This is a genomic window from Streptomyces sp. NPDC048612 (assembly GCF_043199295.1).
Classification (GTDB): Bacteria; Actinomycetota; Actinomycetes; order Streptomycetales; family Streptomycetaceae; genus Streptomyces.
In genome coordinates, this window is record NZ_JBICVV010000018.1 from 18641 (window position 1) to 42819 (window position 24179).

20 protein-coding genes are annotated in these 24179 nt (G+C 73.3%); 6 read left to right on the plus strand and 14 right to left on the minus strand.

The window, feature by feature from the left end; genetic code table 11:
- Positions 1–3 precede the first annotated feature (3 nt).
- Positions 4–660: a chorismate mutase gene (locus ACGFN2_RS24655; RefSeq protein ID WP_393363895.1), complete on the minus strand. Its 657-nt coding sequence runs from the start codon at positions 658–660 to the stop codon at positions 4–6.
- A gap of 106 nt (positions 661–766) precedes the next feature.
- Complete coding sequence (locus ACGFN2_RS24660; protein ID WP_393363898.1) at positions 767–1465, minus strand: alpha/beta fold hydrolase; 699 nt, start codon at positions 1463–1465, stop codon at positions 767–769.
- Between the two features lie 121 nt (positions 1466–1586).
- Here ACGFN2_RS24660 and paaK point away from each other — a divergent pair, with 121 nt between their 5' ends.
- A complete protein-coding gene (gene paaK / locus ACGFN2_RS24665) occupies positions 1587–2903 on the plus strand; it encodes a phenylacetate--CoA ligase PaaK (protein WP_393363901.1) in 1317 nt (438 codons plus the stop codon).
- Positions 2904–2914: 11 nt separating this feature from the next.
- Here the strand turns inward: paaK and ACGFN2_RS24670 are convergent, their stop codons facing one another.
- The 6 genes from ACGFN2_RS24670 to ACGFN2_RS24695 form a co-directional block, all read right to left on the minus strand.
- Positions 2915–3754, minus strand: a complete 840-nt coding sequence (locus ACGFN2_RS24670) for an alpha/beta fold hydrolase (RefSeq protein WP_393363904.1) — start codon at positions 3752–3754, stop codon at positions 2915–2917.
- A 149-nt stretch (positions 3755–3903) separates the two neighbouring features.
- Positions 3904–4704, minus strand: coding sequence for a VOC family protein (locus ACGFN2_RS24675; RefSeq protein ID WP_362603316.1), 801 nt, complete (start codon positions 4702–4704; stop codon positions 3904–3906).
- 112 nt (positions 4705–4816) lie between these two features.
- Entirely contained in the window at positions 4817–6376 is a 1560-nt protein-coding gene (locus ACGFN2_RS24680) for a fatty acyl-CoA synthetase (RefSeq protein ID WP_393363907.1), read from the minus strand.
- Positions 6377–6467: 91 nt separating this feature from the next.
- Entirely contained in the window at positions 6468–8027 is a 1560-nt protein-coding gene (locus tag ACGFN2_RS24685; protein WP_393363910.1) for an acyl-CoA synthetase, read from the minus strand.
- 19 nt (positions 8028–8046) lie between these two features.
- The gene (locus ACGFN2_RS24690; RefSeq protein WP_393363913.1) at positions 8047–9150 is read right to left on the minus strand and encodes an NAD(P)H-dependent flavin oxidoreductase; all 1104 of its coding nucleotides are present in this window, start codon (positions 9148–9150) and stop codon (positions 8047–8049) included.
- A 277-nt stretch (positions 9151–9427) separates the two neighbouring features.
- Entirely contained in the window at positions 9428–10990 is a 1563-nt protein-coding gene (locus tag ACGFN2_RS24695) for a phytoene desaturase family protein (RefSeq protein ID WP_393363916.1), read from the minus strand.
- A gap of 182 nt (positions 10991–11172) precedes the next feature.
- On the opposite strand from ACGFN2_RS24695, the gene ACGFN2_RS24700 reads away from it, so the two are divergent.
- Positions 11173–12477, plus strand: a complete 1305-nt coding sequence (locus tag ACGFN2_RS24700; protein WP_393363919.1) for a glycoside hydrolase family 27 protein — start codon at positions 11173–11175, stop codon at positions 12475–12477.
- Positions 12478–12489: 12 nt separating this feature from the next.
- On the opposite strand, the gene ACGFN2_RS24705 is transcribed toward ACGFN2_RS24700, so the two are convergent.
- From ACGFN2_RS24705 to ACGFN2_RS24730, 6 genes are all read right to left on the minus strand, one after another.
- A complete protein-coding gene (locus tag ACGFN2_RS24705; protein WP_393363922.1) occupies positions 12490–14625 on the minus strand; it encodes a tetratricopeptide repeat protein in 2136 nt (711 codons plus the stop codon).
- A 35-nt stretch (positions 14626–14660) separates the two neighbouring features.
- On the minus strand, positions 14661–15581 hold the full coding sequence (locus tag ACGFN2_RS24710) for an oxygenase MpaB family protein (RefSeq protein WP_362603337.1): 921 nt from the start codon (positions 15579–15581) through the stop codon (positions 14661–14663).
- 19 nt (positions 15582–15600) lie between these two features.
- Positions 15601–16818, minus strand: a complete 1218-nt coding sequence (locus tag ACGFN2_RS24715) for an acyl-CoA dehydrogenase family protein (RefSeq protein ID WP_393363925.1) — start codon at positions 16816–16818, stop codon at positions 15601–15603.
- Between the two features lie 232 nt (positions 16819–17050).
- Positions 17051–17494, minus strand: a complete 444-nt coding sequence (locus ACGFN2_RS24720) for an SH3 domain-containing protein (protein WP_362603343.1) — start codon at positions 17492–17494, stop codon at positions 17051–17053.
- Between the two features lie 198 nt (positions 17495–17692).
- Positions 17693–18457: a VOC family protein gene (locus ACGFN2_RS24725; protein ID WP_393363928.1), complete on the minus strand. Its 765-nt coding sequence runs from the start codon at positions 18455–18457 to the stop codon at positions 17693–17695.
- Between the two features lie 144 nt (positions 18458–18601).
- Positions 18602–19786 (minus strand): FAD-dependent oxidoreductase, encoded by a 1185-nt coding sequence (locus tag ACGFN2_RS24730; protein WP_393363931.1) that lies wholly within the window; start codon positions 19784–19786, stop codon positions 18602–18604.
- A gap of 339 nt (positions 19787–20125) precedes the next feature.
- Here ACGFN2_RS24730 and ACGFN2_RS24735 point away from each other — a divergent pair, with 339 nt between their 5' ends.
- From ACGFN2_RS24735 to ACGFN2_RS24750, 4 genes are all read left to right on the plus strand, one after another.
- The gene (locus ACGFN2_RS24735; RefSeq protein WP_393363934.1) at positions 20126–21136 is read left to right on the plus strand and encodes a FecCD family ABC transporter permease; all 1011 of its coding nucleotides are present in this window, start codon (positions 20126–20128) and stop codon (positions 21134–21136) included.
- Entirely contained in the window at positions 21133–22203 is a 1071-nt protein-coding gene (locus ACGFN2_RS24740) for a FecCD family ABC transporter permease (protein ID WP_393363937.1), read from the plus strand. The genes ACGFN2_RS24735 and ACGFN2_RS24740 overlap by 4 nt, the downstream gene beginning before the upstream one ends.
- The gene (locus tag ACGFN2_RS24745) at positions 22200–23009 is read left to right on the plus strand and encodes an ABC transporter ATP-binding protein (RefSeq protein ID WP_362603357.1); all 810 of its coding nucleotides are present in this window, start codon (positions 22200–22202) and stop codon (positions 23007–23009) included. Before ACGFN2_RS24740 ends, ACGFN2_RS24745 begins: the two co-directional genes overlap by 4 nt.
- 69 nt (positions 23010–23078) lie before the next feature.
- Entirely contained in the window at positions 23079–24089 is a 1011-nt protein-coding gene (locus ACGFN2_RS24750; protein ID WP_362603360.1) for an iron-siderophore ABC transporter substrate-binding protein, read from the plus strand.
- Positions 24090–24179 lie beyond the last annotated feature (90 nt).

Below are 24179 nucleotides of genomic sequence, written 5' to 3' on the forward strand. Positions count from 1 at the left end.
CCCTCAGCCCCCGTCGCAGACCGACCGCAGGGAGCGGGCCAGGGCGGCCGTGTGCAGGCCGTCCAGGTGCCGCGCATGGCGCACCCGCACGGCGGCCGTGGTCAGCAGCGGAGCGCAGTACGGCGCCGAACGGGCGGACGGGGAGGCGGCGATGGCCCGGACCAGCTCGCCGTTGACGCGGTTGATCTCCTTCCGCACCGCACCGAGGTCGGGCCGCTCGGTGGGCGCCCGGCCGGGGTCCGCCTCCCATAGGCGGTGCAGACCACGCTGCACGACCTTGCTCGCCTCGATCTGGTCCCGGAAGATCCGCACCGTGGCCGCCGGATCGGCGCCCAGCTCCCGGGCCTGTGCCGCCACCGACCGCAGCACCTCCCGCTCCCGGGCCGGGTCGTCGACCGGCGTGCCGGTGCCCCACTTCGCCGCGGCCACCAGATCACCGGTGGCCAGCCGCTCGGCGGACAGCGCGGCGAGCGGCCGGAGCCGGCCGTACGGGCCGTGCGCGGTGGCGATGGCCGGCGCGTCGGCGAAGGAAGACGGGGCGGCCGCGAACCGCGGGGCGTCCGGTGCCGCGACGGCCCCCGGGGCACCGGCGCAGAGGGCGGTCACGGCGACACCGGCGAGCAGGGCACTCCGTAGCGAGAGCGAGGGGGTCAGCTGCACGGTTGGCCTTTCTCGGACCTCAGGGCCCGAGGGGGCCGAGGGGAGGGCGTACGGCGGCGAGCACAGGGCACACCGGGCGGGCGGGCCCCACGCACCGCGCGGCAGGCTACGGACGCGGCGCGAGGAAGGAGTTGACCGCGGCGAGGAACTCCCCGGGGCGCTCCTCATGGACGAGGTGCCCGGCGCCCTCGACCGTGACCAGCCGGGCGTCGGGAATCCGCTCGGCCAGCTCGCCGAGGTGCCCCTGCGGGATGTGGCTGGTCTCGCCACCTCCGATGACCAGGGTCGGTGCGGTGATCTTCCCCAGCGCCTCCCACCACACGGGGTCGGGTGCGTTGCGGTCCGCCACCACCGCGACCTTGGCCTGCCAGTCGAACGGCTGCGGGCCGCGCGGCGGCTCCGGCACCTCCTGCGGCGGGTCGGCGGGCAGCGGCGGCGGCACCTCTTCCAGGACCAGCTGGGACACCAGCTCCGGGCGCTCCGCCGCCACCAGCAGGGCGGCCAGCGCGCCCAGCGAGTGTCCGATGAGGGCCACCCGCTCCAGGCCGAGCGCCTGGAGGAAGCCGATCACATCGTCCCGCCACTGTGCGACGCCGTAGTCGCCCGGCCAGTCGCTGCGGCCGTGGCCGCGCTGGTCGAGGGCGAACACCCGATGGGTGCCGGCGAGCCGTCCGACCACGCCGCGCCAGTCCTCGCCGTCCTCACCGAGGCAGTGCAGCAGCACCGCCGGGGGCGCCTCCTCCTCCCCCCAGACCCGGTATGCCAGCTGGACCGCACCGACCTGCACTTTCTGGACGTCACTCATGCGCTGGACGCTACCCGTGAGCCGGCTGCGCCACGCCCCTTGACGTGTTCGCCGCGCGCTGATTACTTGGATCAGCATGCGGCTACCGAATGATCGGTAGGGACACGAGGCGGTGAACTCCATGCCGGAAGCGACGACGGGCCATGAGACCTTCGACGAGGTGGAACGGCTCTCCGGGGACGCGTTGCGCGCGCTGCAACTGACCCGGCTGCGCGCCTCGTTGCAGCATGCCTATGACCACGTCCCGTTCTACCGGGAGTCCTTCGACCGGGCCGGGGTGCATCCGCAGGACTGCCGCTCGCTCGGCGATCTCGCCCGTTTCCCGTTCACCGTCAAGGACGATCTGCGCGCCCAGTACCCCTTCGGGATGTTCGCCGTCCCCAAGGAACAGGTGCGCCGGCTCCATGCCTCCAGCGGCACCACCGGCCGCCCGACGGTCGTGGGCTACACCGAACGCGATCTGGCGCACTGGGCGGAGGTGGTCGCCCGCTCCCTGCACGCGGCCGGCGGCCGGCCCGGCCACACCGTCCATATCGCTTACGGATACGGGCTGTTCACGGGTGGACTGGGCGCCCACTACGGCGCGGAGCGGCTCGGCTGTACGGTCGTTCCGGCCTCCGGCGGGATGACCGCCCGCCAGGTGCAGATCATCCAGGACTTCCGCCCCGAGATCATCATGGTCACGCCCTCGTACATGCTCACCCTGCTGGACGAGTTCGAGCGGCAGGGCGTCGACCCCCGTACGACCTCGCTCAGGGTGGGCGTCTTCGGCGCCGAACCCTGGACCCAGGAGATGCGCCGTGAGATCGAGGAGCGCTTCGCGATCGACGCCGTGGACATCTACGGCCTGTCGGAGGTCATGGGTCCTGGCGTCGCCCAGGAGTGTGTGGAGACCAAGGACGGGCTGCATGTGTGGGAGGACCACTTCTATCCGGAGGTGGTCGATCCGCTCACCGGTGAGGTGCTGCCGGACGGGGCGCACGGCGAGCTGGTCTTCACCTCGCTCACCAAGGAGGCGATGCCGGTGATCCGCTACCGCACCCGGGATCTGACCCGGCTGCTGCCGGGCACCGCCCGCCCCGCCTTCCGCCGGATGGAGAAGATCACCGGACGCTGCGACGACATGATCATTCTGCGCGGTGTCAATCTCTTCCCCGCGCAGATCGAGGAGATCGTGCTGCGCACCCCCGGCATCGCCCCGCACTTCCAGCTCAGGCTGGCCCGGGAGGGCCGGATGGACCAACTGACGGTGCGGGCCGAGGCCCGGGCGGAGGCGACCTCCGAGGAACGCGCGGCAGCCGTCGGGCTGATCGCGCGCAGCGTCAAGGAGGGCATCGGGGTCTCGGTCGCGGTGGAGATCGTCGACCCGGAGACCCTGGAGCGCTCGGTCGGCAAGATCAAGCGCATGGTGGACACCCGGCCGCGGGACACCGCCTGAGGGACAGCCCTTCAGGGACCCAGGAGGCCGGCGAGGTCGGCGAAGGCCGCCCGGACGGCTTCGGGGTTCTCGATCCAGGGGAAATGACCGGCCTCCCCGATCCGGCGGTGCAGGATGCGCTGACCGTGGAAGCCGGGCTCGTCCTGCCAGATCCGCTGGTCGACGACGCGGTCGCGGTCGCCGCTGACGATCAGGGTCAGCAGGCTCCGTGGTGTCCAGCGTGCGCGGTAGCCGTCGTCGAAGTGGGCGTCGGCCCAGGCCACCGCGTCATGACAGTAAGGGAGGTCCGCAAGGAGTGCCCGGCCGTCGGCGACCGCGGACGGGGTGAAGTTCCAGGGCGCGGCGGCCAGCGTCAGGGCACGCAGGGTCCGGTCGTCCGGCTGCCGGGCGTAGCGCTCGGCGGCGGTGTCGACGCCGGGGAGCGGGTGGTCCTGGGCGTATTGGGCGAAGGCGGGGCGCCAGCCGGCATGCGGCGCGCTGCTGATCAACGCCATGCCCCTGAGCTGCGCCGCCAGTTCCGGGACGGACAGCAGGAACATGCCGCCGGTGGAGTGACCGACCATCACGACCTCGTCCAGCGCCTGCGCGGCCTCCGTCAGCACGCCCGGCCAGCGGGCGTAGGGATCGACGGGAACCTCGGGACGGTGACGGTTGGAGCCGTCGCCGGGCAGGTCGACCAGCCAGGCGGTTCCGGGGACCCGCGCCGCCGCCACCAGGCCGTGCAGGGACTCGGAGCCCAGTCCCGGTCCGCCGGGCACGAAGAGCCAGTTTCCGTGCCCCGTACCGGAGGTGACCTGGCGGAGCCGGACTCCCGACGCCGTCCACCGCTCCTGCCGCTCCGCTCCCACCACGGCCGCACCCTTCCTTCCCGCCGTCGAACGGTCCACTGCCCGGGGACGATAGGCGCCGCGGACCGTCGCGCGCACGGTATTTGTGCGCACGGTGCCGGGGCACGCCGCACCGTGCGCGGCCTGCCGCAGGACGCGCGGGCCGGGCCGGGTCAGGTCATCGTCGGGTCGCCCTTGATCAGTGCGAACGGGGCGCCCGCCGGGTCCATGACCATGGCCAGGCGGCCGACTCCGGAGGCGTCGGTGGGCGGGATCAGGACCGTGGCGCCATGGCCGGTGGCCGCGGCGAAGGTGGCGTCACAGTCGGTCACGCCGAAGTACGGGTGCCACTCCGAGGTCGAGCCGGCCCGCAGGTTCTCCTCCGGCAGCTGCATGATGCCGCCCTGCCCCGAGTCGTCCCCCCGGCCGCCGCCCGGTGCGGACACCACGGAGTAGACGAGGTCGCCGCCCATCGGCATGTCCTGGCAGTCCCAGGAGAAGACGGAGCGGTAGAAGTCCTTCACCGCGGCCGCGTCGGTGGTGTACAGCTCCGTCCAGCACAGGGTGTTGGGCTCCATCACCCGCTCCAGGCCCTGGACATCACCCGGCTGCCACACCGCGAAGTCGCCGCCGGCCGGGTCGGTGAAGGCGGCCAGCCGGCCCGCGGTGAAGACGTCCATCGGCGGGACCCGCACCGCGCCGCCGGCCTGCTCCACCGCCTTGCCAGTGGCGTCCGCGTCGGGCGTGTGGAAATACACCGTCCAGGCGGAGCGGGCGCCCTCGTCCGTCAGCGGGCCGATGGCCGCCACCGTCCGGCCGTCCAGCTGGAAGAAGCCGTACCCGCCGGCGTCCGGGCCGGCCGACTGGAAGCTCCAGCCGAACACGGCGGAGTAGAAGGAGACGGCGGCGTCGATATCGGGGGCTCCCAGGTCGAGCCAGTTCGGGGTGCCCGGGACGTAGTCGGTGGTCAGCATGGCGGGGCCTCCGTTGCACGGATCACGGCGTGCACGGCGGTGTGCGCGCCGTTTCTCAGCATGGCAGGGGGCACTGACAGCCGCCCTTCACGCACGCCGCACCGGGCCCGGCTCAGGGCGCGCCGAACCGTGCCCGCAGCTCCCGCTTGAGGACCTTGCCGCTGGCGTTGCGCGGCAGCGCGTCCACGAACACCACCCGTTTGGGCGCCTTGAACGGTGCCAGGCGGGCGCGGGCCGCGTCGATCAGCTCCCGCTCCCCCACCGCGTCGCCGTCCGCGCCGTCCACGCGCCGTACGACCACCGCCGTCACCGCCTCGATCCAGCGCTCGTCCGGCAGCCCGATGACCGCGACCTCGGCCACCTGCGGATGCTCGTAGAGCACGTCCTCCACCTGGCGCGAGGCGACCAGGACGCCACCGGAGTTGATGACGTCCTTGACCCGGTCGACCACGGTGAAATAGCCGTCCGCGTCACGGACAGCGAGGTCCCCGGAGTGGAACCAGCCGTCCCGGAACGCCTCGGCGGTCTCCTCCGGCTTGTCCCAGTAGCCGGTGCACAGCTGGGGGGACCGGTAGACGACCTCACCGCGGGTGCCGTCGGGCACCTCCCGGCCGGCCTCGTCCACCACGCGTGCCTCGACGAACAGCACCGGACGCCCGCAGGAGTCCATCCGGCCCTCGTGTTCCGCGGGGCCGAGCACGGTGGCCAGCGGCCCGATCTCGCTCTGCCCGAAGCAGTTGTAGAAGGCGAGGCCGGGCAGCCGGGCGCGGAGCCGTTCCAGGACCGGCACCGGCATGATCGAGGCCCCGTAGTAGGCCTTGCGCAGTCCGCTCAGCTCCCGGGTGGTGAAGCCGGGGTGGTGCGAGAGCGCGATCCACACGGTCGGCGGCGCGAACAGGCTGTCGGCCAGGCCCGCTTCCACCAGGTCGAAGATCCGCTCCGGGTCGGGCCCGTCCAGGATGGTGTTCTCCGCGCCCACCGCCAGATACGGCAGCAGGAACACATGCATCTGCGCGGAGTGGTAGAGCGGCAGCGAGTGCACCGGCCGGTCCGTCTCCTTGAGGTCGAGGGCGACGACGGCGCTGGTGTACTCGTGCACCAGGGCGCGGTGCGTCATCATCGCGCCCTTGGGCAGCGCGGTGGTGCCGGAGGTGTAGAGGAGCTGGACGAGGGCGTCGTCGGGCACCCCGGCCACCGGGTCCGCGGCATCGGGCCCCGCCTCCACCGGCCCGCCGTCCGCCGGCTCCTGCCGGGCCGCGAGCCGCTCCAGCAGTCCGCCGGGCGCGCCGTGGAAGGGCATGGCGCGTACGGAGTCCGGCAGCCGGTGCGCGAGCGCGGCGTCGGTGAGCACGAGTGCGCTGCCCGACTGGTCCAGGAGGTAGCGCAGATCCTCGCCGGTCAGACCGTGGTTGACCGGTACGTGCACCAGTCCGGCGCGGGCACAGGCCAGGAAGCCGATCAGATAGGCGTCGGAGTTGTGCCCGTAGGAGGCGACCCGGTCGCCGGGCCGCAGGCCGTCCGCCAGCAGTACCCGGGCCGCGGCGGTCACCGCGTCGTCCAGCTCGCGATAGGTCCAGCACCGGTCCGCGTACCGCACCGCGGTCCGTCCGGGCACCCGGCGGGCGCTGCGTCGCAGGACTCCGTCGACCGTGTTGCTCCGCGCTTGCGTCATGGCGCGATCCTGGGCCGGACCCCCCGCCGGGTCAAGGCACCCGGCGGGGCGTCCGGCATCCGCGGCCGTACGGGCGCGCGGGGTGCGCCGGTTACAGGGCGCGCTCCCTGCCCTCCCAATACGGTTCACGCAGCCGCCGCTTGTAGAGCTTGCCGTTGGGGTCGCGCGGCATGGCGGCGGTGAAGTCGAGCGACTTGGGCCGCTTGTAGCCGGCCAGGTGGCGGGCGCAGTGGTCCAGGATCTCCGCCGCCAGTGCGGGCGACGGCGGATGGCCCTCGGCGGGTTCCACGACGGCCTTGACCTCCTCGCCCCAGTCGTCGTGCGGGATGCCGAAGGCGGCCGCGTCGGCGACCGCGGGGTGGCTGAGCAGGGCGGACTCGATCTCGGCGGGGTAGATGTTCACCCCGCCCGAGATGATCATGTCGATCTTGCGGTCGCGGAGGAAGAGATACCCGTCCTCGTCGAGGTAGCCGAGGTCACCGACGGTGAAGAAGTCACCGATCCGGTTCTTCCGGGTCTTGCCCTCGTCCTTGTGGTAGCGGAAGCCGCCGGTGGTCATCTTCATGTAGACGGTGCCGAGTTCGCCCGCGGGCAGGCGGTTGCCGTCGTCGTCGAAGACGGCCAGTTCACTGATCGGCCAGGCCTTGCCGACGGTCCCGGGCTTCTTCAGCCAGTCCTCGGCGGTCGCGAAGGCGCCGCCGCCCTCGCTCGCCGCGTAGTACTCCTCGACGCAGGCGCCCCACCAGTCGATCATCGCGCGTTTGACGTGGTCGGGGCAGGGGGCCGCACCGTGGATGGCGTGCCGCATCGCGCTCACGTCGAACGCCGCCCGGGTCGCCTCCGGCAGCGCGAGCAGCCGGTGGAACTGGGTGGGCACCATATGGGTGTGGGTGCAGCGCCGCTCGTCCATCAGGGCCAGCATGCGCTGCGGTGTCCACTTGTCCATCAGGACGAGGCGGTGGCCGATGTGCAGGGAGGCGCCGGCGAATTGGAGCACGGCCGTGTGGTAGAGCGGCGAGCAGACCAGGTGGACGTTGTCGTCGAACGGGGTGATGCCGAAGATGCCGAGGAAGCCGCCGAGGTGGGAGTCCTCGGGCGGGGTGCCGGGCAGCGGGCGGCGGATGCCGCGCGGGCGTCCGGTGGTGCCCGAGGTGTAGTTCATGACCCAGCCCAGGGTGCGCTCGGCGGGCGCGGACTCCGGCTGCCCGCCGAGGAGTTCGCCGTACGGCCGGAAGCCGTCGGCCGTCCCCACGGCGTAGCGGTGGGAGGCGGGCAGCCCCGCCTCGTCCGCGGCGTCCCGGGCCGCCTGCGCGAACCGCTCGTGCGCGATCAGCACCTTCGCGCCGGAGTCGGCCACGATCCAGGCGATCTCCGGGCCGACCAAGTGGTGGTTGACGGGGACGAGATAGAAACCGGCCTGGGACGCGGCGAGGTACGCGGTGAAGAACTCGACGCCGTTGGGGAGGACCACGGCGAAGGCGTCGCCGCGTTCCAGGCCCGCCGCGCGCAGCCCGTGGACCAGCTGGTTGCACGCGGCGTGCAGCCGGCCCGCGGTCCACTCCTCGCCGTCCGGGGCGATCAGGACCGTACGGTCCGGGTCGGCGGCGGCCTGCGCCCAGAAGCCGTTGGGCGGTGGGGAGTCGGTGCTCATTCCGCTGTCCTCCTCGGGTTCACGCGCGTCCGGCGATGCGGTTGATCCGGTCGATGGCCCGCTCGAAGCCGCGGGTCAGCTCGTCGAAGACGGCCTGTACGCTGCGCTCGCTGTTCATCCGGCCGACGATCTGGCCGACCGGGGTGCCCAGCAGCGGTTCGACCTCGTGCCGCTGGATACGGGAGTTGGCCTCGGCGACCAGCAGGCCCTGCAGCGGCATGGGCAGGGCTCCCGGCCCGCTCGGGTCGTCCCAGGCGTCGGTCCATTCGGTGCGCAGCTGACGGGCGGGTTTGCCGGTCAGGGCGCGGGAGCGGACGGTGTCACCGGGGCCCGCGGCGAGCAGTTTCGCGGTCAGCCGCCGGGAGTGCAGCTGGGCCTCCTCGGTCGTCAGCCAGAGCGAGCCCAGCCAGACGCCCTGCGCACCGAGGGCGAGTCCGGCGGCGATCTGCTCCCCGGTGCCGATGCCGCCCGCGGCGAGCACCGGCAGCGGGTCCACGGCGGCCACCACCTCCGGGGTGAGCACCATCGTGGCGATCTCCCCGGTGTGCCCGCCCGCCTCGTAGCCCTGGGCGACGACGATGTCGATGCCGGCGTCCCGGTGGTGCCGGGCGTGCCGGGGGCTGCCGGCCAGCGCGGCGACGAGGACGCCGTGCTCGTGGGCGCGCCGTACGACATCGGCCGGCGGTGAGCCGAGGGCGTTGGCCAGCAGCTTGATCGGGTAGTCGAAGGCCACGTCGAGCTGGGTGCGGGCGACCTCCTCCATCCAGCCGGTGATCCGCCAGCCGGACGCCTCGCCCGCCGCGAGCCCCGGTACCCGGTGCTTGTCCAGCAGATCGGCGACGAAGCGGCGGTGCCCCTCCGGGATCATCGCCTCGACCTCGGCCTCGCTGACTCCGGCCACCTTCTTGGCGGGCATCACCACGTCGAGCCCGTACGGCAGCCCGTCGGTGTGCTCCTGCATCCAGTCGAGGTCGCGCGCCAGTTCGTCCGGCGCGGTGTAGCGGACCGCCCCGAGCACCCCGAACCCGCCGGCCCGGGTGATCGCCGCGGCGACCGCGGGAAAGGGCGTGAACCCGAAGACGGCGTGCTCGGCTCCCAGCGTGTTGCTCAGCTCCGTCTGCATGGGCGCAGGATGCCGCAGCGGGCCGTACGAGGGAAGAGATTTTCTGATGCAGCGTCAGAAACTCGTCACAGGCAGCGACTTGACCGGTTCTGGCGAGCACCGTTGACCTCAACCGCACTTGAGTTCCTACCGTGCGGAGGACCGGGCCACGGGCCGAAGACCTCCGCACAGGGAAGCAACGTCGGCGCGCCTGGACGGCGGGGTGGACTCCCCGCCGTCCACCCCGCGGACATCGCCGCGGTGGCCCACGCGGCGCTCACCGCGCCGGGCCCGCCGCTCACCCCTCCTCCAGCACCGCCATCGCCGCGTTGTGGCCCGGGATGCCGCTCACTCCGCCGCCGCGCGGCGCGCCCGCGCCGCACAGGAGGACGGTGGGGTGGGCGGTCGCCACGCCCCAGCGGGCCGGGGCGGTGTCCTCGGCGGAGGGCTCGGCCTCCGCGTACGGGAAGGCCAGGTCGCGGTGGAAGATGTTGCCGCCGGGCAGGCCCAGCTCACGGTCCAGGTCGAGGGGGGATCTGGCCTCGATGCAGGGGCGGCCGTCGGCGTCGTGGGCCAGGCAGTCGGCGAGGGGTTCGGCGAGGTGGGTGTCGAGTTCGGCGAGGGTGGCCGCCAGGAGGCGGTCGCGGGTGGTGTCGTTGTCGGCGGTGAACAGTCGCGCGGGGGCGTGCAGACCGAAGAGGGTGAGCGTCTGGTAGCCCTGGCGGACCAGGTCGGGGCCGAGGATGGAGGGGTCGGTGAGGGAGTGGCAGTAGATCTCGGAGGGCGGGGCGGTGGGCAGGGCGCCGGACGCGGCCTGCTGGTAGGCGTCCTCCAGCTGGCGGTAGCCCTCGGCGATGTGGAAGGTGCCGGAGAAGGCCTCCCTCGGGTCCACCTCGGTGTCCCGTAGCCGCGGCAGCCGGGTGAGCAGCATGTTGACCTTGAGCTGGGCGCCCTCGGCGGGCGGCGGCGGGGCCTCGTCCAGGAGGCGGGCCAGCTCCCGCGGGGAGGCGTTGACCAGGACCCGGCGGGCGCCGACGGTGCCCTGGTCGCAGGTCACCTCCGCGGTCCGGCCGTCCGTCGCGATGCCGGTCACCGCGCACTCGGTGACGATCTCGGCCCCCGCCCGGCGGGCGGCGTCGGCCAGCGCGTCGGTGAGGGCGCCCATGCCGCCGATGGGGACGTCCCAGTCCCCGGTGCCGCCACCGATGACGTGGTAGAGGAAACAGCGGTTCTGACGCAGCGACGGGTCGTGCGCGGTGGCGAAGGTGCCGATCAGAGCGTCGGTGAGCACCACCCCGCGGATCAGGTCGTCGCTGAAGGTCTCCTCGACCAGCTCACCCAGGGGACGTTCGAACAGCGCGTCCCAGAGGGCGTCGTCGTCGATACGGGCGCGCAGCGCGCCGCGCGCAGGGAGCGGCTCGGTCAGCGTGGGGAAGACCCGCTCGGCCAGCCGCTGCGTACGGCCGTAGAAGCCCTGCCAGGCGGTGAACTCGGCTTCGGAACCGGTGAGTTCGGCGAAGGCCTTACGGGTCCGGGCCTCGCCGCCGCCGACCAGGAGTCCGGTGGGGCAGCCGTCGCGTACGGCGGGGGTGTACGAGGAGACCGTGCGCTTGCGGACCGCGAACCGCAGCCCGAGGTCCTGCACGATCTTCGGCGGCAGCAGGCTGACGAGGTAGGAGTAGCGGGACAGCCGGGCGTCGACCCCGGCGAACGCCCGGGTCGACACGGCCGCACCACCGGTGTGGTCCAGCCGCTCCAGCAACAGCACGCTGCGCCCGGCGCGTGCGAGATAGGCGGCGGCCACCAGTCCGTTGTGCCCGCCACCGACGATGACCGCGTCGTACGAAGTCCGTTCCGGCATGCCCCTTGGTAGCACGCGGTGATCCCGGTCGCCAGGTGCAGGCGGCTGAAACCTCCGCCCGGGGCGGTGCGGCTTCTTGACCGGGCACGGAGCGGCTCCTAGCGTCACCGGCCGTGCTCCGCCCCGGCCACCGCTCCCGCCGTCCGCTCCGCGAGCCGTCCCGCCCACCCGTGAGGTGACCCGTGCCCCATCCGTCGGTACCCCGCATCGGCCGCACCGTCGCCGGACTGACCGCCGTCGCCGCCTGCTCGGCCGGGCTCCTCGCGGCCCCCGGACCCGCCTCCGCCACCCCCGACCCGGCCCGCGCCCCCGGCGCCCCGCGCAGCGGGACGTATCCGAACCTGGCCCCGCGCCCCCCGATGGGCTGGAACAACTGGTCGTACTACATGTGCGACCTCGACGAGAAGACCGTCCTCGACAACGCGCGGGCGCTGGTCCGTACGGGTCTGGCCGGCAAGGGCTACCGCACCGTCACCGTCGACGACTGCTGGATGAGCCGACAGCGCGGCGCCGAGGGGCAGCTGCTGGCGGACCGGACGAGGTTCCCGCACGGCATGGCGTACCTGGGGCGGCAGCTGCACCGGATGGGGCTGGAGTTCGGGATCTACACGGACGTCGGCACGCACACCTGCGAGAAGTTCCCCGGCAGCCTGGGGCACTTCCGGCAGGACGCGGAGCAGTTCGCCCGCTGGAAGGTGGACTACGTCAAGGCGGACGGCTGCAATGTGCCGGTCGCACCGGGACACACCAAGGAGGAGACCTTCCGGGACCTGTACGGGCGGATGAGCCGGGCGCTGCACGCCACCGGCCGCCCGATGACCTTCTCGGTGTCGGCTCCGGCCTATTTCCAGTTCGACGGGGACAGCGTCTGGCACCGGGTGATCGGCTGGTCGGCCGAGGTCGGCAACCTGTGGCGGGGCGGCCGCGATGTGGCCCTCCAGAAGAACACCCCGGCCGCGAAGTGGTCCTCCATCGTCTACAACTTCCGCTACAACTCCCGCCTGGCGGGCCTCCAGCGGCCCGGCCGCTGGAACGACCCGGACTTCCTGCTGGCCGGGGCGTCGGGCCTGACCCGGCAGGAGATGCAGAGCCAGATGTCGCTGTGGGCGGTGATGGCCGCCCCGCTGATCTCCAGTACGGATGTCGGCAATCTGCCCCCGGCGGCGCGCGAGGTGCTCGGCAACGAGCGGATCATCGCCGTCGACCAGGACGCGCTCGGCGTCCAGGGGCGCGTCGTCGCCCAGGACGACGGCTCCGCGGTGCTGTCCAAGCCGCTGAAGAACGGCGACCGGGCGGTCGCCCTGTTCAACGCGGGCGCCACCCCGCGCACGCTGTCCGTCACGGCCGGGAGGGCCGGGCTGCCGGAGGCCGGCTCCTACCGGCTGCACGACCTGGTCACCGGCCGCCGTACGCACGCCGAGCGGACCATCGAGGCGCGCGAGGTGCCGCCGCACGGCACCGTGCTCTACCGGGTCACCCCGGACTGATCCGGACCGCCCTCAGCTGCCGTCCCGCTTCCCCCGCCGGTGTGCCGCGCGCTCCTGGTGCAGCACCGCGGCCCGGCGGTGGAGCGCGGCCGCCTCGTCGCCGCGGCCCAGCTGTTCCAGGCACTGGGCGAGGTCGCCCTGACTGGCCAGCGCGTCGAGGTGCGCGGCGCCCAGGACCCGTGCGCGGGCGCCGGCGACCTGGCGGTAGAGGTCCAGCGCCTCGCTCCAGCGGCCGAGCCAGCCGAGCGCCACCGCGGTCTCCCGGCGGCTGACCAGGGTGTCGGGGTGCTCGGGGCCGAGCACCCGGGCGCGGGCCGCGGCGACCTCACGGGCCTCCATCAGCGCCTCCTGCCAGCGGTGCTGCCGCCCGAGGTTGACGCCCAGACCGTGCCGGGCGCGCAGGGTCTCGGGATCGTCGGCGCCCTGGGCGCGGGTACGGTCCGCGACCAGGCCGCGGTAGAGGGCCAGGGCGTCCGCGCTGCGCCCGAGCCGGCCGAGGCCGATGCCGACCTCGTAACGGGCGGCCAGGGTGTCCTCGTGGCCGGGTCCGAGCGTGGCGGTACGGGCCGCCACGACTTCCTGGTAGGTGTACAGCGCCTCCGCCCACATGCCCAACCTGCCCAACACATGGGCGAGTTCACAGCAGGTGGCCAGGGTGTCGGGGTGCTGGGCGCCGAGCACCCGGGCCCGGGCGGCGGCCACCTCCTGGGACAGGGCGCGGCAGTCCTCCAGCCGTCCCAGCAGGCCCAGGTTGCGGGCGACGTGGTGGCGGCAGCTCAGCGCGTCGGGGTGGTCCGGGCCCAGCGCGCGCTCGCGGCCCGCCAGTACCTCGGCGTAGACCTGGTGTGCCTCGAAGTGCCGGCCGAGGCGGCCCAGCGCGTGGCCGGCTTCCAGGCGGCTGGTGAGGGTGTCGGGGTGGTCGGGGCCGAGCAGCCGCTCGCGTGCGGCGGCGAGCGCGTGGTGTGCCTCCCGCGCCTCCTCCCAGCGGCCCAGCCGCCCGAGGTCCAGCGCGGCGGTGTGCCGGCCGGCCAGCTCGGCGAGGGCGGCGCGGCGGTCGTCCGGGGGCGCCGGGCTGGCGATACCGGCGGCCGGGGACGCGCCGCCGTCCCGCGGGTCGGTGCCCCCGGTCCAGCTGCCGGTGAGGACCGTGGTGGCCGCGCCGGCCGGATACCGCTGCGGCCACCGGGTGGCTCCCGCACCAGAACCGGGCCGCATCCCGTGGGTCCAGGGCGGCAGCTCCCAGGCGGGGACCGTCGCCTCCTCGATGCCGGCGGCCGCGGTGGCCCCGGCGGAGTGCGGATGGCGGGCGTCGGCGAGGCGCTTGCCCAGCTCGGCGGCGTCCCGGGGGCGGTCGTCGGGGTCCTTGGCGAGGAGTTCGAGGATGATCCGCTCGTGGGCCTCGGGCAGGTCGGGGCGGAGCGTACGCGGCGGCTCCGGCGCCAGGTCACGGTGCCCGACGAGCACCGCCCAGGCGTCGCCCAGGTCGAACGGCGGCACACCGGTGGCGATCTCGTAGAGCACACAGCCCAGCGAGTAGAGGTCGCTGCGGTGGTCGACCCCGTGGGCGCCGATCTGCTCGGGCGACATGTAGTGCGGGCTGCCCATGGCGACACCGGTGCCGGTGAGGCGGGCGGTGAAGCCGATGTCATGGCCGAGCCGGGCGATGCCGAAGTCGCAGATCTTGACCGTGCCGTCGGCGGTCCGCACGATGTTCGCCGGTTTCAGGTCGCGGTGCACGACGGCCTGTTCATGGGTGTAGGCGAGTGCGGCGGTGACCTGTTCGGCGATCTCGATGACGTCCGGGACGGGCAGCGGCTGGCGGCGGTTGTCGTCCAGCAGCTGGCTGAGGTTGCGGCCGCTGAGCAGCTCCATCACGAGGAAGAGGGTGCCCTCGTCCTCGCCGAAGTCATGGACGACGGTGATGCCGCGGTGCTGGAGCGCGGCCGCGACCCGGGCCTCACGGCGGAAACGTTCGCGCAGAACCTGCAGGAACGAGGGCTCGTGCCGCGGGCCCAGCGGCTTGAGGCACTTGACCGCGACCTGCCGGCCCAGCGACTCGTCGCGGGCCCGCCACACCTCCCCCATCCCCCCGCGTCCGATGGTGCCGAGAAGCCGGTACCGCTGTTGAATCAGTCTGTTTTCCGCCACCGTGTATCGCCGCCCCCGTCCCCGTTTCCCCGCGGTCAGCCGCGCAGCTCCCCCTGCGTGCCCTCCTGCCCGTCCAGTATGGCGGCGGAGCGGCGGAGCTTGTAGGGCGCTGGGCGGCTGCCGGGACCGAGCCGTGCGACGGCGCGCGGGATGTGGCCGGGCGGGAGCCGCCAGCGGGCCGCGGGCGGAACGGCGCGCAGCAGACGGCCGGTGGCGCGCAGCCGGCGGGTGACGGCGTCCGGCGGGGGTGCGGGGCGCCCGTAGAGCTCGTGTGCGTACGCCGGGAGTGCGCCGTAGGCGAGCTGTGCCACCTGCCGCCAGATCACGGCGCGGGCCGGGACGAGCACGGCCGGGGTCGGTGGCCGGCGCAGGAACGCGTCCACCTCACGGGCCTCGGGGGTCGGTGCCAGGGCGGGCCGTACGCGGTCGAAGTAGGCGGCGAGCGCGGCCCGGCTGCCGGGCACCCCGTCGGGGTCGAGTCCGACGAGCCGGGCGCTCGCGCGCTGTTCGTCGAGGTAGGCGTCGGCCTGGGCGGCGCTGACGGGGTAGCCGGAGCGGCGCAGTACGTGCAGGTAGGAGTCCACCTCGGCGCAGTGCACCCACAGCAGCAGGTCCGGTGCGTCGACGCCGTAGCGCTCGCCGGTGGCCGGATCGGTGACGGACAGCCGGCGGTGGATACCGCGGACCGCGGCGCCGGCCCGTTCGGCGGCCTCGGTGGTGCCGTAGGTGAGCGTGCCGACGAAGTCCGCGGTCCGCATAAGCCGGCCCCAGGCGTCCCGTCTGCCCTGCCGGTTCATCTGAAAGGCGGCGGAGTTCTGGAACACGCCGCGCACCGCGCGCGGGTGCAGCGCCTGGAGGTACAGCGCCCGGACCCCGGCGATCCACATCATCGGGTCCGCGTGCATCTGCCAGGTCACGGAACGGGGCCCGAAGAGCCCCGGGTCGGCTGCGGTCACCGCACCTCCTGATGGCGGTTCAGCGCCGCACCCGCGGCATTCCCAGGCCGATCCACGAGATGATCTCGCGCTGGATCTCATTGTTGCCGCCGCCGAAGGTGAAGATGACGGCGGAGCGGTAGCCGCGTTCCAGCTCGCCGTGGAGGACGGCGCCGGCCGAGCCCTCCTTGAGCGGACCCGCGGCGCCGACGACCTCCATGAGCCAGGCGTAGGCGTCGCGTCGGGCCTCGGAGCCGTAGACCTTGACCGCCGAGGCGTCCTGCGGGGTGAGGGTGCCCTGCTGGAGGGCGTCGACCATCTGCCAGTTCAGCAGCTTCATGGCGTCCAGCCGGGTGTGGGTGCGGGCCAGCCGGCCGCGTACCCAGCCCAGGTCGATGACCCGGCGGCCGTCGGAGAGCGCGGTGTCGGCGGCCCAGCGCTGGACGTTGTGCAGGGCGCGGATGGCCATGGTGCCGTGGGCGGCGAGGGTGACCCGCTCGTGGTTGAGCTGGTTGGTGATGATCCGCCAGCCCTTGTTCTCCTGGCCGACGCGGCGGGAGGCGGGGACGGTGATGTTCTCGTAGTAGCTGGCGGTGGTGTCGTGCGAGGCGAGGGTGTTGATCACGGTGCAGGAGTAGCCGGGGTCGCTGGTGGGGACGAGGAGCATGGTGATGCCCTTGTGGGGCGGGGCGTCCGGGTCGGTGCGCACCGCGAGCCACACCCAGTCCGCGGTGTCACCGTTGGTCGTCCAGATCTTCTGCCCGTTGACGACGTAGTGACCGGTGTCCTCGTCGCCCTCCCGTACGGCGCGGGTCTTGAGGGCGGCCAGGTCGGTGCCGGCGTCCGGTTCGCTGTAGCCGATGGCGAAGTCGATCTCGCCGGAGAGGATGCGGGGCAGGAAGAAGGACTTCTGCTCGTCGGTGCCGAACTGCATGATCGTCGGGCCGACGGTGTTCAGCGCCATCAGCGGGAGCGGCACCCCCGCCTGTGCCGCCTCGTCGAAGAACAGGAACTGTTCCATCGGGGACAGGCCGCGGCCGCCGAACTCCTTGGGCCAGCCCACACCGAGCCAGCCGTCGGTCCCCAGCCGGCGCACCGTCTCACGGTAGAAGCGCTTCTGGGCGGCGGGGTCGGTGAGGGGTGCGCCCCGGGTGCCCTCGGGGTCCCGGGCGTAGGTGTTGTCCGGCACCAGCGCGGCGAAGTATGTGCGCAGCTCGGCGCGCAACTGCTGCTGCTCGGGGGTGTATTCGAGGTGCACGTCCCCTCCAGTTCGTCCGGTCCGGTCGTCCGGTTCCGGGGCGGCCGGTGAAACTGACGGGCCGTCGGCTGCCGGATCGAGGGCACAGTAGAACTTGTTCCAGTAATACGGAAGGGCGCCGGCCCCGCATGCGGCCGGAGGACGGGTGGCGGTCACGGCACCGCTCACGCGCACACACGAAGGCCCGGTCCGGTACCGCTGCGGCACCGGACCGGGCCTCCCCGGGGCTCCATCAGCCCACGGTGTGCTTTGTCGGGCGGTTCGTGGGGTGGTTCGTCGGGTGGTTCGGCTGCACCCGGGTGCGGCGGACGTCCTTGCAGTACTTGACGAGGCCGCTGTTGGTCACGTACTTCGCCGCGACCCAGGTCCCCCGCCCCTCGCGGGTCAGGTACCAGACGGAGTTGCCGCCCACGCTCTGGGTGCGCACCTTGCACACCAGGCCGACGTGCGAGCGGTGCCGGAGGTAGCCCCGCACGGAGGAGTCCGTGCTCGGGTACTGACGCTCACTCAGGCCCGCCTTGGCGGTGACCACGCCGTAGGGCTTGGCGGGGCCCTGTGTCGCCTGGGCCGGGGCCGCGGCGAACAGCGTCGCACCGAGGGCGGCGGCCGTGATCAGCGCGCCCGTCCCGGCTGCCAGCTGTCTGCCTCGCGCCGCGAGGATGTCGGTCGTGGACATAGGGGTCTCCTGTTCTTGACGCGCAGTACCACCCACTGGTGGGAAGTGGACATTACGCGCAAACCACCATGGGGATGTGGTGAAACGACGAACAGGCCGCCGATCGTGTGACGGGGCGGGCGCGCCCGGGTCACGGGCCGTCAGCTCTCGGTCCGTGTGCCGGTGACGGCCGGGTGTCAGCCCTCGGTGCCCCGGGTTTCAGCCCTCGGTGCCGACGCGGTGAATGCCGAACGAGCCGCCCTGCGGGTCCCGGATCACCGCGACCTTCGGGCCGTGCGGGACCTCCGTCGGGGGCACCAGCAGCATCCCGCCGGACTCGGCGGCCCGGGCGGCGGTCGCGTCGACGTCGGCGACCGCGAAGTACGGCAGCCAGTGCGCCCGGACGTCCTCCGGGTAGAACTCGTCCAGCGCGCTCAGGCCCCCGAAGTCGGCGCCGTCGACGCCCCACTGCGGATAGTCCGCGTGGGTGCCCACGGTCCAGCCGAAGACCCCCGTGTAGAACGCCTTGGCGGCCTCGGCGTCCCGGGTGGCCAGCTCGACCCAGCCGAGTGAGCCCGGCGCGTTGAACAGCGTGGCGCCGGCGAACGAGCGGGCCTGCCACACCGAGAAGACCGCGCCCTCCGGGTCGGCCAGTACGGCGAAGCGGCCCACGTCGAAGACGTCCATCGGCCCCGTCAGCCGCCGCCCGCCCGCCCCGGCGACCGCCGTGGCCGTCGCGTCGGCGTCCCGGACCGCGAACGACACGGTCCAGGCGGTGGGCTGGCCGGGGGCGTAGAGAGGGGTCAGCGCGGCGACCGGGTCGTCCCCCAGATACAGCATGGTGTAGCCGCCCGCCTCCGGGCGCGGGTCGGTCTCGGCGCGCCAGCCGAAGACCTGGCGGTAGTACACCGAGGCAGCGTCCACGTCCGAGGTGCCCAGCTCCACCCAGCAGGGCGCGCCGGTCGTGGGCTCAGTGATCTTCACGGTGTGTTCCGTCCCTCCACGCCGGGCGCCGGGCGGGCGGTGCGGCGCTCGTCTCCGTACGCCGCCGATCCGGTGTCCGTACGCTGCCGATCGTCCGCCGGGCACGGCGGGGCCGCAACCGGAGGGCGGACGCTCCTTGGCGGGTCACTCCCGGGCGGCGCGCAGAAAGCGCAGGGCGCTGTCCGGGGCGTCGGGGGCGAAGGCCGCGGCCAGTGCGCGGGCGGCGTATCCGGCGGCCTGGGCGGCGCGGGGCAGCATGGCCGCCTCGTAGGCGCGTACCGCCGCGTCCGGGTCGTCACCATCGGCCAGGGCGCGGGCGAGCGCCCAGCCGTCGAGCAGGGCGAGGCCGGCGCCCCCGCCGAAGAGCGGCGCCATCAGGTGCGCGGCGTCGCCGAGCAGGGTCAGGCCCGGGGTGTGGGTCCAGGCGTGCGGCACCGGGAGTGCGAACAGCGGCCGGCTGACGAACCCGCCGTCGCTCTCCTCCAGCAGCGCCCGCAGCCGGTCGCCCCACCCCGCGAACCCGTCGAGCAGGACGGCCCGGACGGCCTCGGTGTCCGTCATCCGCACCCCGGCCTCCAGGGCCCAGTCCTGGGAGCCGCGGAAACCGGCGTACACCTGGAGACGGCCGCGGCCGTGCCGGCGGGCGATCAGCCCCTTGCCTGCGGACAGCGCCAGCAGGCCGCCGTCGCCGGCCAGCTCCGCGAGGTGCGGGTGGCGGCGGCCGGCGTCCGCGACACCGGTCTCGACGAAGGTGACACCGGAGTAGTGGGGCGTGCCGTCGGAGAGCATCGGCCGCACCCGGGACCAGGCACCGTCGGCACCGATGACCAGGTCGAAGGTCTCGGTGTGGCCGTCGTCGAACTCGGCCCGGTGGCGGCCGTCGCCGCACGGATGCAGGGTGCGCAGATAGCTGCCCCAGCGCACGGTCCCTTCGGCGAGGGAGGACAGCAGCAGCCCGCGCAGTCCGGCCCGGTCGGCCTCGGCGCGGCCGGGCCCGCCGGAGGCATCGGGGGCCCCGGAGGCTCCGGGCACCCCGGGCGCCTCGGGGATGTCCTGGAGGAGCACCGTCGCGGTGTGGTCGAGCAGCCGCATGCCCTGGCCGACGGGGCGGGCGAGGTCGGTGAACTCCTCGTACAGGCCCGCCGCCCGGAGTGCGGGCCGAGCGGTCGTCATCCGCAGTTCCAGGACGGCGCCTTGGGGATCACCGGCGACCGACGCCTCATGGGCGAAGACGGTGACCGGGATGCCGCTGCGCTGGAGCACCCGGGCACAGAGCAGCCCGCCGGGTCCGGCGCCGATGATCGCGATACGCGGAGGGGTGGGGTGCATGACGCTCCTCGGCCGGGCGGGATCACAGCCTCTCCCCAGAAGACCACAGGGGTATATGAGGTGCAATCGAGACGTTTTCGGGCTGACTCAACCCAGAATGCTCGAAAGCTCTTGACGAACCGTCATACAGGGGGTCCGGCGCGTGGGCGAGCGGAGGAGCGGGTAGGCCACCCCAGGACCGGGGCGCTCCCTCGGGAGATCCGGGGAACGACGGGGTGCCGGTCGGCCGACAAATGGGACAGTTGACCGTTTACCGAACGCGCACTTGCAGGTTTAGGTATGCCTAACCTAATGTAACGACGCGTGTCGACGACCAAACCACCCGCCACTGCACCCCCTGTGCCCGACCCGCGTCCCGCCGCGAACGCCCTGCGGCGCGTCCCGCTGTTCGTGGCCGGGCTCGGTGCACTGGCGGTCTGTGCCGCTCTGAGCCTCGCCCTCGGTGCCCGCTCCGTACCGCTGTCCACCGTGTGGGAGGCGCTGACCGGTGCCGCCCACGGGCCGGATGCCCTGGTGGTGACGGGACTTCGGGTACCGCGGACCGTCGTGGCACTCGCGGTGGGCGCCGCGCTCGGGGTCGCCGGAGCGGTCGTCCAGGGCATCACCCGCAACCCGCTCGCCTCCCCGACGACGCTCGGCATCAACGCGGGCGCGGGTTTCGCGGTGGTCACCGCGATCTATGCCCTGCATCTGACCCGGCCCGTCCAGTACCTCTGGTTCGCGTTCGCGGGCGCCGCGGCCGCCGCGCTGTTCGCCCAGGCCCTGGCCCGGCGGGCCGGTGACCTCGACCCGGTACGCCTCGCGCTGGGCGGCACCGTGCTGCAACTCGTGCTGCTCTCCTGGACGTCGACGGTCATGCTGGCCAGCAAGCGGTCGCTGGACGAGGCCCGCTTCTGGCTGGCCGGTTCACTGGCCGAGCGCCCGCTGGAGGTGCTCTACCCGGTGCTGCCGACCCTGGTGATCGGCCTGGTCCTGGCGTTCGCCCTGGCTCCCTCCCTGAACGCCCTGGCGCTGGGCGACGATTCGGCGCAGGCGCTGGGGGTGCCGGTGTCCCGCATCCGCACCGTCGGCGGCCTGGCCGTCGTGCTGCTCGCCGCGTCCGCGGTGGCGGTGGCCGGTCCGCTCGCCTTCATCGGGCTGGCCGCGCCACACCTGGTCCGCCAGCTGCTGCGCACCTCCGACCACCGGGTGCTGGTGCCGGGCTGTCTGATCACCGGACCGCTGCTGCTGCTCACCGCCGACATCCTCGGACGGCTCGTCATCCGGCCGTCCGAGCTGCAGGTCGGCATCATCAGCGCGTTCCTCGGCGCGCCGCTGCTGGCGCTGCTGGCCCGGAAGGTGGCCCGGTGAACGACCTCCTACGCAACGCGACGCCGCTCGGCTCCCCGTCGGCGGCCCCGGGCACCGGGCGCCGGCCCGGACGCGGCCGGACCCCGCTGCTCGGCCTGGCCGGTCTGCTGGTGCTCGGCGCGCTGGTGACGGTGTCCGTGGCCAACGGCGAGATGCCGCTGCCGCCCCTCGACGCGGTCAAGGGCCTGTTCGGCGCCGGGGACGCCGGCACGGTGCTGATCGTCCAGGAGTTCCGGGCGCCGCGGATGGCCGCGGCGATCGTCGCGGGTGCGGGCCTGGCCGTGGGCGGCGCCCTGCTCCAGCGGCTGTTCCGCAACCCGCTCGCCTCCCCCGATGTGATGGGGGTGACCGGCGGGGCGTCGTTCGGCGCGGTGGCGATGCTGGCCGCCGGGGCCTCGCAGGCGCTGATGCCGCTGGCCGCGCTCGGCGGCGGGCTGCTCGCCGCGGTGCTGCTGGGGGTGTTCGGCTGGCGCTCCGGCACCAGCGTGACCCGCCTGGTGCTGGTCGGTCTCGCCGTACAGGCCGGACTGTCCGCCGCCGTGAGCTTCATGGTCGTCAGCTTCCCCACCGAGCTGGCCGGCTCGGCCCTCCAGTGGACCACGGGCTCGGTGTACGGGCGGACCTGGACCGAGGTGTGGTCGGCGGGCGGTGCGGTGGCCGTGGGCCTCACCCTCGCCTTCCTCCTGCACCGCCGGCTCGCCGTCCTCGACCTGGGCGACGACTCGGCCGGCACGCTCGGCCTGCGCACCCACACCGCCCGGCTGCAGATCCTGGTCGTCGCCATCGTGCTGGCCTCGCTGGCCGCGGCGCTGACCGGCCCGGTCGCCTTCGTGGCACTGGCCGTCCCGCACATGGTGCGGTTCCTCGCGGGGCCGCCGACCGCCGGGACGCTGGCGCTGTCCGCCCTGGGCGGTGCCGTACTGCTGCTCGCCTCCGATCTCGTCGCGCAGTATCTGCTGCCGGTCGGCGGCCTGCCGGTCGGGGTGGTCACCGCCACTCTGGGGGCGCCCTGGCTGCTGGTGCTGATGATCCGTCAGAGCAGTTCCGTGAACAGGAGTGTCCGATGACCGCCAACCAGCTCTCCACCCACGGACTCGACCTGCGCTACGGCGACCGGCTGATCGTCGGCGGCCTCGACCTGGTGCTGCCCGGCGGCGCCGTCACCGCTGTCGTCGGCCCCAACGCCTGTGGGAAGTCGACCCTGTTGCGCGGGCTGACCCGGCTGCTGGCGCCCGCGGCGGGCACCGTCGCGCTGGACGGCGCCGATATCCACCGGATGCCGGCCCGTGCGCTGGCCCTGCGGATGGGGCTGCTGCCCCAGCAGCCGGTCACCCCCGACGCGATCACCGTCGAGGCGCTGGTACGGCTCGGCCGCTACCCGCACCAGCGGCTGCTGAGCCCCTGGTCGACGGCGGACCAGCAGGCGGTGGAGGAGGCGTTGCGGCGCACCGGCACCGTGGAACTGCGCCACCAGCCCGTCGACCAGCTCTCCGGCGGCCAGCGGCAGCGCGCCTGGATCGCGCTCGCGCTGGCCCAGGACACCGATCTGCTGCTGCTCGACGAGCCCACCACCTTCCTGGATCTGCGGCACCAGCTCGATGTCCTCGACCTGGTCGCCGCGCTGCACGCCGAGGCGGGCCGCACCGTGGTGATGGTGCTGCACGACCTCGGGCAGGCCGCCCGTTACGCGGACCATCTCGTGGTCCTCAAGGACGGGCAGCTGGCGGCCTCCGGCGCACCGGCCGACGTCCTCGACGCGGAGCTGGTCAAGTCCGTGTTCGACGTGGACTGCCGGGTGATCCCCGACCCCGAGACCGGCACCCCGCTGGTCGTCCCCAAGGGCAGCGCGAAACGGCACACCGCCGTCGCCTGACCCGCACCGCTCTCCCCCACGAGCCCGTCCCTTTCCGCTCCCCTCTCCCCTCAAGGAAGTCGAACCCTCATGTTCACGAGATCTGTTCTCTCCGCCCGCCGGCTGCCGGCCGCCCTGCTCGCCGCCACCGTGGGTGCCGCGACCCTGACCGCGTGCGGCGGCGGCGCCGCCAAGGACGGCGACGACGCGGCGAAGGGCGGCGCCGGCTTCCCGCGCACCGTCAAGAGCGTCCAGGGCGGCGACGTGAAGATCCCCGCCAAGCCCAAGCGTGTAGTGGTCCTGGACACCGGTGAGCTGGACGACGTCACCACGCTCGGCATCAAGCCCGTCGGCGCGGTCTCCCCGCACATGAAGACCGAGGGCGGCTTCCCCAAGTACCTCAAGGACGAGATCGGCGGGGTCAAGGACGTCGGCCCGCTGCTGGAGCCGAACCTTGAGAAGATCGCGATGCTCAAGCCCGATCTGATCCTGTCCTCCAAGGTCCGGCACGAGAAGATCTACGACAAGCTCAAGGCCATCGCACCGACCGTCTTCACCGAGACCACCGGCGGCCCCTGGAAGGCCAACCTGAAGGTCCACGCCAAGGCCCTGGGTCTGGAGAAGGAAGCCGACCAGAAGCTCAAGGCGTACGAGAGCCGGGCCAAGGCGCTGGGCGAGGCCATCAAGAAGAAGAACCACGGCAAGATGCCCTCGGCGTCCGTGGTCCGCTTCGTGGCCGGTCCGACCCGCCTCTACCAGAAGTCGTCCTACAGCGGCGTGGTCCTGAACGACATCGGCCTGGCCCGGCCGAAGTCGCAGAGCTCCACCGACCCGGTCAAGACGATGCTCGACGTCAGCCCGGAGCAGATCGACAAGGCCGACGCCGACCTGGTGTTCGTGACCCTCGCGGACGACCCGGACAAGACCCAGCAGAAGGACGTCACGTCCAACCCGGTCTGGAAGGACCTGAAGGCCGTCAAGGACGACAAGGTCTTCGACGTGCCGGACGAGACCTGGATGTCCGGCATCGGTATCCAGGCCGCCGAGCACATGCTCGCCGACGTGGCGAAGGCCGCCGGCGTGCAGCTGCCGAAGAGCTGAACCACCCGGGGGTGGGCCGCCGTCCCCCGGCCCCCCCCCACGGCCCGGCCCCCGTCCGCCGGGCCGGCCAGTCCCCCCGCACCACCCTTG

Bases quoted from the DNA above. Each gene is read 5' to 3' on its own strand.
- ACGFN2_RS24660 (WP_393363898.1), bottom strand. From the start codon at position 1,465: ATGAGTGACGTCCAGAAAGTGCAGGTCGGTGCGGTCCAGCTGGCATAC.
- paaK (WP_393363901.1), top strand. From the start codon at position 1,587: ATGCCGGAAGCGACGACGGGCCATGAGACCTTCGACGAGGTGGAACGG.
- ACGFN2_RS24675 (WP_362603316.1), bottom strand. From the start codon at position 4,704: ATGCTGACCACCGACTACGTCCCGGGCACCCCGAACTGGCTCGACCTG.
- ACGFN2_RS24680 (WP_393363907.1), bottom strand. From the start codon at position 6,376: ATGACGCAAGCGCGGAGCAACACGGTCGACGGAGTCCTGCGACGCAGC.
- ACGFN2_RS24685 (WP_393363910.1), bottom strand. From the start codon at position 8,027: ATGAGCACCGACTCCCCACCGCCCAACGGCTTCTGGGCGCAGGCCGCC.
- ACGFN2_RS24690 (WP_393363913.1), bottom strand. From the start codon at position 9,150: ATGCAGACGGAGCTGAGCAACACGCTGGGAGCCGAGCACGCCGTCTTC.
- ACGFN2_RS24695 (WP_393363916.1), bottom strand. From the start codon at position 10,990: ATGCCGGAACGGACTTCGTACGACGCGGTCATCGTCGGTGGCGGGCAC.
- ACGFN2_RS24720 (WP_362603343.1), bottom strand. From the start codon at position 17,494: ATGTCCACGACCGACATCCTCGCGGCGCGAGGCAGACAGCTGGCAGCC.
- ACGFN2_RS24730 (WP_393363931.1), bottom strand. From the start codon at position 19,786: ATGCACCCCACCCCTCCGCGTATCGCGATCATCGGCGCCGGACCCGGC.
- ACGFN2_RS24745 (WP_362603357.1), top strand. From the start codon at position 22,200: ATGACCGCCAACCAGCTCTCCACCCACGGACTCGACCTGCGCTACGGC.
- ACGFN2_RS24750 (WP_362603360.1), top strand. From the start codon at position 23,079: ATGTTCACGAGATCTGTTCTCTCCGCCCGCCGGCTGCCGGCCGCCCTG.